This is a genomic window from Actinoplanes sp. NPDC048796 (assembly GCF_040650035.1).
Taxonomy (GTDB): Bacteria; Actinomycetota; Actinomycetes; order Mycobacteriales; family Micromonosporaceae; genus Actinoplanes.
Map to the genome: position 1 here is coordinate 166923 of NZ_JBEZGO010000011.1, position 11895 is coordinate 178817.

Genomic DNA, 11895 nt, shown 5'->3' on the forward strand with positions numbered 1-11895 from the left:
CATCATGAACACCGGAATCCTGTCGTCCGCCACCCGCGCGGCGGCCCTGACCGCGATGTCGGCCGGCCCGGAACTCGACGTGCTGGTCGTCGGGGGCGGCGTGGTCGGCGCGGGCGCGGCCCTCGACGCGGCCACCCGCGGGCTCTCCGTCGGCCTGCTCGAGGCCCGCGACTTCGCCAGCGGCACGTCCAGCCGGTCCAGCAAGCTCATCCACGGCGGCCTGCGCTACCTCGAGATGCTCGACTTCGGCCTGGTGCGCGAGGCGCTGCGCGAGCGCGGCCTGCTCATCCAGCGGCTCGCGCCGCACCTGGTACGCCCCGTGCCGTTCCTCTACCCGCTGCAACACCGGGCGTGGGAGCGGTTGTACGTCGGAGCCGGCATCGCCCTGTACGACACGCTCGCGCTCTCCGGCTGGGGCGCGGGGCTGCCCCGTCACCGGCACCTGAGCCGCACCGAGGCGCTCAAGGCGTTCCCGGCGCTGCGGCCCGAGTCGCTGGTCGGCGCCATCCGCTACTTCGACGCCCAGGTCGACGACGCCCGGCACACCATGTTCCTGGTCCGCACGGCCGCCGCGTACGGCGCCCAGATCGCACCCCGGACCGAGGTGATCGCCTTCCTGCGCGAGGGCCGCCGGGTCGTCGGCGTCCGCGCCCGCGACGCCGAGACCGGGGCCGAGATGGAGATCCGCGCCCGTACGGTGATCAACGCGACCGGCGTCTGGACCAGCGACATCCAGTCCCTGATGAAGGGCGAACGCGGCCAGTTCAAGATCACTGCCTCCAAGGGCATCCACCTGGTCGTCCCGCGCGAGAAGATCACCGGCAGTACCGGCATGATCCTGCGGACCGCGACCAGCGTGCTCTTCGTGATCCCGTGGGACCGGCACTGGATCATCGGCACCACCGACACCCCGTGGAACCTCGACAAGGCCCACCCGTCGGTCTCGGCCCAGGACGTCGGCTACCTGCTCGACGAGGTCAACAAGGCCCTGGCCACCCCGCTGACCCGCGACGACGTGCAGGGCGTCTACGCCGGCCTGCGCCCGCTGCTGTCGGCCGACGCGGCGACCACGGCCAAGCTGTCCCGCGAGCACGCGGTCGACCGGCTCGCCCCCGGCCTGGTCCTGGTGGCGGGCGGCAAGTACACGACGTACCGGGTGATGGCGGCCGACGCGGTCGACGCCGCCGTGGCCGACCTCGACACCCGTGTGCCGGAGTCCTGCACCGACCAGGTTCCGCTGCTCGGCGCGGCCGGCTACCGGGCGGCCTGGAACCGCCGGTCCCAGCTGGCCCGCCGCGCCGGCCTGCCGGTGTCCCGGATCGAACACCTGCTCCAGCGCTACGGGACGCTGGCCGAGGAAGTACTCGCGCTGATCGACGCGGAGCCGGCGCTGGGGGAGCCGCTGGCCGGCGCCGGCGACTACCTGGCGGCCGAGGTGGTGTACGCGGTGACCCACGAGGGCGCCCGCCACCTGGACGACGTGTTGACCCGCCGTACCCGCATCTCCATCGAGACTCCCGATCGCGGCGTGACGGCGGCCCGGGCCACGGCGGCCCTGATCGCCGCCCCGCTGGGCTGGTCCCCGGCCGAGCGGGAGACCGAGATCGGCCGGTACGAGTCCCGGGTGGCGGCCGAACTGGCCGCCCAGGAACAGCCCGACGACGAGAGCGCCGACGCGACCCGGCTCGCCGCGGTGTGACGCGGGCCCGAGGGGCGGGACCTGAGTCATGGCCGCGATCCTGACGGTCGAACAGCGGCGGGCCCGGATCCTCGCGGAGATCGACCGGGCCGGCGGGGTCCGGATCACCGGTCTCGGATCGCTGGTCGGCGTCTCCGACGTGACAGCCCGGCGCGACGTGGAGAACCTCGCCGAACGGGGGCTCGTCCGGCGGGTGCGGGGCGGGGCGATGCGGCGGGCCGCCGGGCCGGGGCCGGACCACGGGGCCGGCCTGCGGGCGAAGGCGGCCATCGCCCGTACCTCGGCCCGGCTCGTGCGGCCCGGCGAGGTGATCGGGCTGCTCGCCGGTGACATCACGCTGCTGCTGGCGCGGGAGCTCTCCGGGGTGCCGGGCCTCAGCGTGGTCACCAACGCCATCCCGATCGCCGATGCCTTCGACGAACGCTCCGGCCGGATGGTGCTGTTGCTGGGCGGTGTCCGCAGCCGGTCGGGCGCACTCGCCGGTCCGGTGGCCGAACGGGCCGCGGCCGGGCTCAACGTGGACGTCGTCTTCGCCGGCGTGTCCAGCATGGACGCGCGTCGCGGCTTCGCCGCGCCCGGTGCGGCCGAGGCGCGCGTCGGGGCCGCCCTGATCGCCGCCGCCCGGCGGGTCGTGGTGCTGGCCGATCACACCGCCTGGGAGGCCGGCGGCGGAGCCGTGATCGCACCGCTCGAGGCGGCCGAGGTGGTGGTCACCGACGAGGGCCTGTGCCGCGCCGGCCGTTCGGCCCTGCGCCACCGGGCGGGCCGGCTGATCATCACCGCCGTCCCCTGACGGCGCGATGACCGATCAGGCCGAGTCGCGCCAGACGACGGGGGAGGGGAGCAGCCGGCCACCCCGCGGGATCTGCTCGCCCCGGAGCTGCCGCAGCACCATGTCGGCCGCGTAGGCGCCGATGTCGGCGGCCGGCTGGTGCACGGTGGACAGGTGCGGGCGGGTGCGGGTGGCCCACGAGCTGTCGTCGAAGCCGACCACGCCCACCTCCTCAGGCACGGAGCGGCCGGCCTCCCGCAGGGCCTCCAGGGCGCCGGCGGCGACCGCGTCGGAGGCGGCGAAGACGCCGTCGATCCTCGGCTCGCGCTCCAGGAGCGTCCGCATGCCCTTGGCCCCGCAGGAGAAGTCGTACAGCGGGACCTCGGCCACCAGGCTCTCGTCGAACAGGGGGCCCAGGGCGCGCCGGAAGCCGGCCAGGCGGTCGGCGCCGGAGTCGCGGTCGACGGCGGCGGCGATCATGCCGACCCGCCGGCGGCCGCCGGTCAGCAGGCGGCGGGTGATCTCCTCGGCCGAGCTGAGGTTGTCGATGCCCACGTACGGGATCTCGGGGCGCAGGTCGCGCGGGTGGCCGACGAAGGCCGAGGGCAAGGAGAGGCTGCCGACCACCTGGATGATCGGGTCGTGGCTGCGGGCCGAGACGATGATCGCGCCGTCGACGAAGCCGCCGCTCAGGTACCGGGTGATGCGGGCCGTGTCGCGTTCGGAGTCGACGACCAGGTTGACCATCTGGTAGTCGGCGCCGGACAGGGTCGCGTTGGCGCCGAGCAGGATGCCGCCGATGTTGGGGTCCTCCAGGAACAGCGTGTGCGGTTCGAGGACGATGAAGCCGACCGCCTGCGAGCGCTGCATCACCAGGTTGCGGGCGGCCGTGTTGGGCACGTAGCCGACCTCGCGGATGGCCCGCTCGATGGCGGTGCGAGCGGTCACCGACACGTAGCCGCCGTTGAGCACGCGGCTCACCGTGCCCCGGGAGACCCCGGCCGCGGCCGCGATGTCGTGCACGGTCGCCCTTTTGCCCGGCTTGTTCGGCTGTTCGGTCGCGCTCACGCAACGACCTTATCTTTTGGTCTTGACGTCCCTATCGAGGAAACCTAATGTGTGCACGTTCACACATCTGACCTGCGGGTTTTACGCAGCAGAAATGTGTGCACGTGCACAGACGAGGAGAGCCTGTGATCACTCTGGGGTGCGACTACAACCCGGAGCAGTGGCCGGCCGAGGTGTGGGCCGAGGACGTCGCGTTGATGCGGACCGCCGGGATCAACCTGGTGGCGATCAATATTTTCGGCTGGTCCGACCTCGAGCCGCGAGCCGGTGAATACGACTTCGAACGGCTCGACCGCATCATCGGGCTACTGCACGACAACGACATAAAAATCAATTTGGGTACGGCCACCGCGTCGCCCCCGCCGTGGCTGGCCGCCCGCCATCCGGAGATCCTGCCGATGGCGGCCGACGGCACCCGGCGCTATCCGGGCGGCCGGCAGGCCTGGTGCCCGAGTTCGCCGGTCTTCCGCGAGCACGCGCTGGCCCTGGTCGAGCGGGTCGCCCAGCGCTACGGCAACCATCCGGCCCTGGCCCTCTGGCACGTCTCCAACGAGCTGGGCTGCCACAACGCGCTCTGCTACTGCGACGCCAGCGCCGAGCGTTTCCGGGCCTGGCTGACCGACCGGTACGAGACCGTGGACGCCCTGAACGCGGCCTGGGGCACGTCGTTCTGGAGTCAGCGGTACGGCGAGTGGTCCGAGGTGCTGCCGCCGCGGACCGCGCTGTCGCTGCGCAACCCGGCGCAGATGCTCGACTTCCACCGGTTCTCGTCGGACGAGCTGCTCGGGCACTACGAGGCCGAGGCGGCCGTGCTGCGCCGGCACTCGAGCGTCCCGGTCACCACGAACTTCATGGTCACCGCGCACATCCGCAACCTGGACTACTGGCGCTGGGCCCCGCGGATGGACGTGATCGCCAACGACCACTACCTGGACCACCGCCTCGGCCATCCGGCGGCCGAGCTCAGCTTCGCCGCCGACCTGACCCGCGGCCTGGCCGGTGGCAAGCCGTGGATGCTGATGGAGCAGTCCACCGGCGCGGTCAACTGGCAGCCGGTCAACCTGGCCAAGGCGCCCGGCGAGATGCTGCGCAACACCCTGACCCACGTCGCCCGCGGCGCCGACGCGGTCTGCTTCTTCCAGTGGCGGGCCTCGTCGCAGGGCAGCGAGAAGTTCCACTCGGCGCTGCTGCCGCATGCGGGCACCGAGACCGAGCAGTGGCGCGAGGTCCTTCAGCTGTCGTCCGTGCTCGGCAAGCTGGCCGAGGTGGCCGGGACCCGGGTCCGTACCGAAACCGCGGTCCTCTTCAGCTGGGAGGCCTGGTGGGCGGCCGAGCAGGAGGGCCGGCCGTCGACCGCCGTCAACTACCTCGACCAGGTGCACGCCGTCCACGGTGGACTGCGTGACCTCGGCGTCACGGCGGATGTCATCAGCCCGGACGGCGACCTGTCGGCGTACGGCCTCGTCATCATCCCGTGCCTCTATCTCGTCTCCGACGAGCAGGCGGCGGCGATCCAGAAGTACGTCGAGAGGGGCGGCCGAATCCTGGTCACCTTCTTCAGCGGGATCGCCGACCGGGACGACCGGATCCGGCCCGGCGGCTACCCGGGCGCGTTCCGTGACCTGCTCGGCGTCACCGTCGAGGAGTTCATGCCGCTGGCCCCGGGCGCGACGGTGACGCTCGACGACGGCGGCCACGGCGCGCTGTGGACGGAGCGGCTGCGGACCACCGGCGCCGAGGTCGTGGCCCGCTACACCGACGGCCCGTTGCCCGGCGTGCCGGCCGTCACCCGCAACGGCAACGCCTGGTACGTCGCGACCGCGCTCGACCGGGACTCGATGCGAACGCTGCTGAGCCGGGTCACCGGCGCCCCCGAAACGAACGACGAGTCGGTCGAGGTGGTGCGGCGAGGGCCGTACGCCTTCGTCATCAACCACGGCGAGCGCGAGATCGAGTACGCGGTCACCGGTCACGAACTGATCGCCGGCGAGCCGGTGGCCGGACGGCTGCGGGTGCCGGCCGGCGCCGTCCGGGTGGTGCGTGAGCCGTGAAGAAGGCCATCCTGTTCTTCGTGGCGCCGTTCGGCGTCCTGTTCACGCTCTTCTACCTGATTCCCATCGGGTACGCGGTCTGGCAGTCGCTGTTCACCGTGGAGCGCAAGGGCACGTTCGGCCCGGCCACCGAGGTCTTCGGCGGCCTCACCCAGTACAAGCAGGTCTTCAGCGACGGGCCGTTCTGGGAGTCGATCGGCCGGGTCCTGCTGTTCGGGGCCGTGCAGGTGCCGGTCATGCTGGGCCTGGCCCTGTTCCTGGCCCTGCTGCTCGACTCCGGCCTGGTCAAGGGCCGCCGGTTCTTCCGGCTCGTCTACTTCCTGCCGTACGCGGTGCCGGGCGTGGTCGCGGCCATCATGTGGGGCTACCTGTACTCGCCCAACCTGTCGCCGTTCACCGCAGTCACCTCGGCCGTCGACCTGCTCTCGCCGAGCCTGGTCCTGTGGGCCATGGCCAACGTCGTGACCTGGGTCTACGTCGGCTACAACATGCTGATCATCTACTCGGCGCTGCTGGCCGTGCCGACCGAGATCTACGAGGCCGCCAAGATCGACGGGGCCGGCGTGTTCCGTACGGCCTGGTCCATCAAGATCCCGATGGTCATGCCGGCGATCGTCCTGACCACCGTGTTCTCGATCATCGGAACGCTCCAGTTGCTGGCCGAGCCGCAGGTGTTCCGCAGCTTCAGCTCCGCGGTGTCCAGCACCTACACCCCGAACCTGACCGTGCTCAGCACCGCCGGCATCCCCAACTTCCATCTGGCGGCCGCGTTCTCGGTCGTGCTGGCGCTGGCCACCTTCGTGCTCTCGTTCTCGTTCCTCAAGTTCACCCAGCGCAAGGGCGTGCAGTGATGACCGGATTCAAGGTCCCGCGGTACGCCGCCATGCTGGTCATGGCCGTCTTCACGCTCTACTTCCTCACGCCCCTGTGGTGGCTGTTCATCGCCTCCGGCAAGCAGGACGGGCAGGTCACCGAGGGTCACGCGCTGCTGCCGGACGACTTCGCGCTCGGCACGAACCTGTCCGACCTGTTCCGCTACAACGACGGCGTCTTCCTGCGCTGGCTGCTCAACTCGGTCGGCTACACCGTCGGCGCCGCCCTGCTCGGCACCCTGCTGGCCGGCATGTGCGGCTACGCCCTGGCCAAGTACGTGTTCCGCGGCCGGGAACTGATCTTCAACATCGTGCTCGGCGGTGTGCTCGTGCCGGCCACCGCGCTCGCGCTGCCGCTGTTCCTCATGTTCAGCAAGGCCGAGCTGGCCAACACCTTCTGGTCGGTCTTCCTGCCCAGCCTGGTCAACCCGTTCGGCGTCTACCTGGGCCGGATCTACGCGGCGGCCAGCGTGCCGGACGAGATCCTGGAGGCGGCCCGGATCGACGGTTCGGGCGAGGTGCGGTCCTTCTTCACCATTTCCGTACGGCTGATGGCGCCGGCCTTCGTCACCATCTTCCTGTTCCACTTCGTCGCGGTCTGGAACAACTTCATGCTGCCGCTGATCATGCTCGGCAACGAGCGGCTGTTCCCCGTGACCCTCGGCCTTTACTCATGGAACTCCCAGGTCAATCAGCATCCGGAGCTGCGCGCCCTGGTCCTGGTCGGAGCGTTCGTCTCGATCGTCCCGATGGTCATCGCATTTCTCTCACTCCAGCGCTTCTGGCGTAGCGGCCTCGGCGCTGGCTCTATTAAGTAGGAGGACTGATGCGCGTACGCGCTGGCTCCATCGCTGTATTACTCGCGGTCTCCCTGGCCGCCTGTTCGTCGAACGACTCCTCGTCGGACTCCACGGCCGCGGCGTCCTCGTGCGCCCCGGCCGGCGGCCCGGTCACCCTCTCGTACACCACCTGGATCCCCGGCATCGAGAAGGTCGTCGACGTCTGGAACAAGGCCAACCCCGACATCCAGGTCAAGGTGCAGACCGGCCCGAACGGCAACGGCGGCACCTACGCCAACTTCTTCAACCAGCTCAAGGCCGGCAACGCGCCCGACCTGGGCCACATCGAGTACGACGCGCTGCCCAGCTTCCGTGTCCAGGACGGCCTGACCGACCTCGGAAGCTGCGACATCGTCACCCAGTCGCAGAGCAAGTTCGTCGACTGGACCTGGAACCAGGTCACCTTCGGCGAGCAGGGCCACGTGTACGGCATCCCGCAGGACGCCGGCCCGATGGGGCTGTTCTACCGCAAGGACCTGTTCGAGAAGAACAACATCCCGGTCCCGACGACCTGGGACGAGTACGCGGCGGCGGCCGAGAAGGTGAAGGCCGCCGGCGGCTACATCACCAACTTCTCGCAGAGCGACATCAACCAGTTCGCCGGCTTCGTCTGGCAGGCGGGCGGCCACTGGTTCGGCAACGACGGCACCAACTGGACCGTCACCATGGCCGACGAGCCGACCAAGAAGGTCGCCGGCTACTGGCAGAAACTGATCGACAAGAAGCTGGTGTCGTCGGTGCCGCCGTGGACGCCGGAGTGGGACAACGCGTACAACTCAAGCAGTGCCTGGACCTGGGTCTCGGCCGTCTGGGGGGCCAACTCGATCCTGGCCGGCGCGCCCAAGACCTCGGGCAAGTGGGCGGTCGCCCCGATGCCGCAGTGGAACGCCGGTGAGAAGGTCGCCGGCAACTGGGGCGGCTCGTCGACGGCGGTCTTCAAGAACTCGAAGCACCCGTACGAGGCGGCCAAGTTCGCGCTGTGGCTGAACACCTCGACCGAGGCTCTGACCCTGCTCAACAAGGAGGCCCAGCTCTACCCGGCCACGAAGGAGGGCGCGTCGCTGCCGGCCCTGAAGGAGGGCGTCGAGTTCTACGGCGGCCAGAAGATCTACGACGTCTTCGCCGAGGCCTCGACCCAGGTCAAGCCCGACTTCACCTGGGGCCCGACGATGACCAAGACGTACGCCGACGCGTCCGACGGCTTCAAGAAGGCCGTCACCGGCCAGGAGACCCTGACCAAGGCCCTCGAGGACGCCCAGGCCGGCACGATCGCCACCCTGAAGTCGCAGTCCATCCCGGTCAAGGAGTAGGAACCGCCCCGGGCGCACCGGGCCGGCCCACCCGCGCGTGGGCCGGCCCGGCGCCGGGCCGGGCCACGGCGACGGCGCCGAACACGACGACCAGGGCGGCGTTGACGAGCACGGCCAGCCAGCCGATGTCGGCGATGTGGGCCACCGGCCAGGCGAGCGAAGCCACCGCGAGCAGCGTCACGGCCCAGGCCGGGGCCCGGCCGCGCAGGACGGCGGCGCCGATCAGCAGGGTGAGCGGGAAGCAGAGGCCGAGCGGCTTGATGAGCGTGGCCGCCCCGGACGCGTCGACCAGGTCGGCGCCGCCCAGTGCGACGTGGATGGTGTTGAAGCCGTAGGCGACGTTGCCGGCCGCGCCGAGGGCGCCCACCAGCAGCAGGGTGGCGGCCAGGACGCCGTCGCCGAGGGTCACCAGGCGGACCAGGACGACGAGGTAGCCGGTGGCGCCGAGCACGTGGACCACGGCGGCGGTGGGATCGTCCCAGCCCCGGGTCGCGTACAGCAGATCGGCCAGCAGATAGACGGCGGGCGCGACGACCAGCGACGCGGTGAGCACGCGGTTGAGCGGTGTGGAGTCCATGCCTTCACCGTCGTCGCGCGCCCGGCGCGGCACATCGGGGCCGGCCCTGCTCATTCGGCAGGGTTAGCCCTGGTCCCCAGACGGCCCGGGTCTGCCACGATACGGAAGTGATCCGGGGTGTGGGCGCGGCGGCCATCGTGCTGGTGGCCGGCGGGTTCGCGCTCGGGCCGCACCCCGGCAACCTCCACAACGGGCTGATCGCCGTGTCGTTCACCGCGGTCGGGCTCTACGTGGCCGGCCGCCGCCCGGGCCACCGGGAGGCCCTGCTGTTCGTCGCGGTCGGCGCCGCCCACGCGGTGATGTTCGCCGGACGGCAGTACGGACTGCACGCCGGGCCGCTGCCGGGCGCCTCCTGGATCGGCTGGTTCGGGATCTGGCCGCTTCCGCTGGTGCTCGTGCTGGTCGGCGCCGCCGTGATGTGCTTCCCGGCCGGTCGTCTCCCGTCGCCGGGCTGGCGGCCGGTCGTCGCCGTCCTGGCCGCTGTCGGTTTCGTCCTCTCGGCCGTCTCGGCACTGTGGCCGGTCGAGTACGCCCGGGTGGGCCTGGTCGCCGGTCCTCCGTTCCGTCTGGCCGGATTCCCGGCGGCGGACGCCTTCTACAGTGTCGCCCGACCGGCCGGCTATCTGCTGTTTCAACTGGTGTGGGTCGCCTGCGTGGTGGTGCGGGTGCGGCGGGCGCGCGGCGACGAGGCCCGGCAGCTGCGCTGGTTCCTGTACGCGGCGACGGTGTCGGCCGCCGTGATGGTGGCCGGCCTGGCGGTGTGGCGGTCGCCGCTGCCCGGCACGCTGACGGCGCCGCTGTTGGCCGTGGCGGCCGGTGCGGCGATCCTGCGCCACCGCCTCTACGACATCGACCCCGTCATCAACAAGTCGCTGGTCGTCGGCGCGATGGCGGCCGTGGTGACAGTGGGCTACGCCGTCATCGTCGTCGGCGCGGGCCGCCTCGTCGACGGGCACGGCACGCTGCTGTCGCTGGTGGCCACGGGTGTCGTGGCGGTCGCGTTCCAGCCGGTGCGCGAACGTGTGCAACGGCTGGCCGACCGACTGGTCTACGGGCGGCGGACCACGCCGTACGAGGCCCTGTCCCGGCTGTCGGCCCACTTGACGGCGCCGGCCGGCGGCCTGCTCGACGGCATCTGCGCCACCGTGGCCGACGCTGTCGGCGCCCGGGAAGTGGTGCTCTGGACCGGCCCGGCCGACGACCTGCGTGCCGTGGCGATCTGGCCACCCGGGACCCCACTGCCGGGCGAGCACAACCCGCCGGACGAGCCCGGCACACCGGGCGGGCCGGCCGTTGCGCCGGTGGTGCACGACGGCCGGTTTCAGGGGGCTCTCACCGTGACCAGAGCGCCCGGCGAGACCATGTCGGTCGCGGAGCAGCGCGTGCTCGGCGACCTGGCCGCGCAGGCCGGTCTGGTCCTGGAGCTCCGGGCGACCGCCCAGCGCCTGGTCGCGGCCGGTGACGCGGCCCGGCGGCGGCTGGAGCGGGATCTGCACGACGGCGCCCAGCAACGGCTGGTGACCGTGGCGATGGAGCTCGGCGCGGTGGTGCGGCTGGCCACGACGTCGGGCGCGGCCGAGGTGGCGGAGCGGGCCGACGGCGTACGGCGGCAATTGCTCGAGGCCACGGCCGAGCTGCGTGAGATGGCGCGGGGGCTGCATCCGGCCGTGCTCACCCAGGACGGGCTCGAGGCCGCCGTCGGGTTCCTGGCCGACCGGTCTGCTCTGCCGGTGCGGCTGAGCCTGGCGGTGCCGCGGCGGCTGCCGGCCGAGGTCGAGGCCACGGCGTACTTCGTCGTCAGCGAGGGGCTGACCAACGCCGCCCGGCATTCCGGCGCCGCGACCGTGACGGTCGAGGTCACCCTGGACGGCGCGGGCCTGCTCGTCGAGGTGTGCGACGACGGCGAAGGCGCGGCTGTGGTGCGGGCCGGCAGCGGGTTGGAGGGGCTGGCCGACCGGCTGGCCACCCTCGACGCCCGGCTGACGGTCGAGAGCGGCCCGGCCGGCACCCGGTTGCGGACGGTGATCCCGTGCGGGTGATGCTGGCCGACGACGCGGTGCTGTTCCGGGAGGGGCTGGCCCGCATCCTCACCGACGTCGGGTTCACCGTGACCGGGCAGGCCCGCGACGGCGCCGAGCTGCTCGGCCTGGTGCGCGCCGACCCGCCCGACGTCACCGTGATCGACCTGCGGATGCCGCCGGGCTTCTCGGCCGAGGGCATCGACACGGCGGCGGCCATCCGCCGGGAGGCGCCGGAGGTCGGGCTGATGCTGCTGTCGCAGTACGTGGAGGCCCACCACGCGCTGCGGCTGATGACCGACTTCGACGGCGGCGTGGGTTACCTGCTCAAGGACCGTGTCTCCGACCTGGCCGCGTTCGGGGCCGACCTGCGGAAGGTGGCGCACGGCCAGACCGTCGTCGACGCCGACCTGGTGGCCCGCCTGGTCGCCCGCCGCCGCGAGCGCGATCCGCTGACCACGCTGACCGGCCGCGAACGGGCGGTGCTGGCCCTGATGGCGCAGGGCCTGTCCAACGCGGCCGTCGCGGCCGACCTCCATCTGGCCGCCAAGACCGTCGAGGCGTACGTCACCTCGATCTTCACCAAGCTCGGCCTGGTCCAGCACGAGCGCGAACACCGCCGCGTCCTGGCGGTCCTGAAGTTCCTCCGCGCGTGATGGCGCGAATGTGGGACGTAACGGGGACCGCCG

Annotated in this window: 10 protein-coding genes; 8 read left to right on the forward strand and 2 right to left on the reverse strand. The window is 71.7% G+C overall.

Annotated elements, in window-relative coordinates:
* Nucleotides 1-4 precede the first annotated feature (4 nt).
* Nucleotides 5-1699 (forward strand): glycerol-3-phosphate dehydrogenase/oxidase, encoded by a 1695-nt coding sequence (locus AB0C26_RS34960; RefSeq protein ID WP_360256406.1) that lies wholly within the window; start codon nucleotides 5-7, stop codon nucleotides 1697-1699.
* 28 nt (nucleotides 1700-1727) lie between these two features.
* On the forward strand, nucleotides 1728-2492 hold the full coding sequence (locus tag AB0C26_RS34965) for a DeoR/GlpR family DNA-binding transcription regulator (protein WP_360256408.1): 765 nt from the start codon (nucleotides 1728-1730) through the stop codon (nucleotides 2490-2492).
* 15 nt (nucleotides 2493-2507) lie between these two features.
* Here the strand turns inward: AB0C26_RS34965 and AB0C26_RS34970 are convergent, their stop codons facing one another.
* The gene (locus AB0C26_RS34970) at nucleotides 2508-3539 is read right to left on the reverse strand and encodes a LacI family DNA-binding transcriptional regulator (RefSeq protein ID WP_360256410.1); all 1032 of its coding nucleotides are present in this window, start codon (nucleotides 3537-3539) and stop codon (nucleotides 2508-2510) included.
* 125 nt (nucleotides 3540-3664) lie between these two features.
* Here AB0C26_RS34970 and AB0C26_RS34975 point away from each other — a divergent pair, with 125 nt between their 5' ends.
* Genes AB0C26_RS34975 through AB0C26_RS34990 form a run of 4 tightly spaced genes read left to right on the forward strand, consistent with a single transcriptional unit; the run spans nucleotide 3665 to nucleotide 8611 of the window.
* Nucleotides 3665-5590: a beta-galactosidase gene (locus AB0C26_RS34975; RefSeq protein ID WP_360256412.1), complete on the forward strand. Its 1926-nt coding sequence runs from the start codon at nucleotides 3665-3667 to the stop codon at nucleotides 5588-5590.
* On the forward strand, nucleotides 5587-6441 hold the full coding sequence (locus AB0C26_RS34980; protein ID WP_360256414.1) for a sugar ABC transporter permease: 855 nt from the start codon (nucleotides 5587-5589) through the stop codon (nucleotides 6439-6441). The genes AB0C26_RS34975 and AB0C26_RS34980 overlap by 4 nt, the downstream gene beginning before the upstream one ends.
* The gene (locus AB0C26_RS34985; RefSeq protein ID WP_360256416.1) at nucleotides 6441-7280 is read left to right on the forward strand and encodes a carbohydrate ABC transporter permease; all 840 of its coding nucleotides are present in this window, start codon (nucleotides 6441-6443) and stop codon (nucleotides 7278-7280) included. The genes AB0C26_RS34980 and AB0C26_RS34985 overlap by 1 nt, the downstream gene beginning before the upstream one ends.
* Before the next feature lie 8 nt (nucleotides 7281-7288).
* Complete coding sequence (locus AB0C26_RS34990; protein ID WP_360256418.1) at nucleotides 7289-8611, forward strand: extracellular solute-binding protein; 1323 nt, start codon at nucleotides 7289-7291, stop codon at nucleotides 8609-8611.
* On the opposite strand, the gene AB0C26_RS34995 is transcribed toward AB0C26_RS34990, so the two are convergent.
* Nucleotides 8601-9188, reverse strand: coding sequence for a hypothetical protein (locus tag AB0C26_RS34995; RefSeq protein WP_360256420.1), 588 nt, complete (start codon nucleotides 9186-9188; stop codon nucleotides 8601-8603). The two genes, AB0C26_RS34990 and AB0C26_RS34995, sit on opposite strands and share 11 nt — an antisense overlap.
* A gap of 107 nt (nucleotides 9189-9295) precedes the next feature.
* Between AB0C26_RS34995 and AB0C26_RS35000 the strand changes: the two genes are divergently transcribed.
* Together AB0C26_RS35000 and AB0C26_RS35005 are read left to right on the forward strand one after the other, a co-directional pair.
* Entirely contained in the window at nucleotides 9296-11227 is a 1932-nt protein-coding gene (locus tag AB0C26_RS35000) for a histidine kinase (RefSeq protein WP_360256422.1), read from the forward strand.
* Nucleotides 11227-11862: a response regulator transcription factor gene (locus AB0C26_RS35005; RefSeq protein ID WP_360256621.1), complete on the forward strand. Its 636-nt coding sequence runs from the start codon at nucleotides 11227-11229 to the stop codon at nucleotides 11860-11862. The genes AB0C26_RS35000 and AB0C26_RS35005 overlap by 1 nt, the downstream gene beginning before the upstream one ends.
* Nucleotides 11863-11895 lie beyond the last annotated feature (33 nt).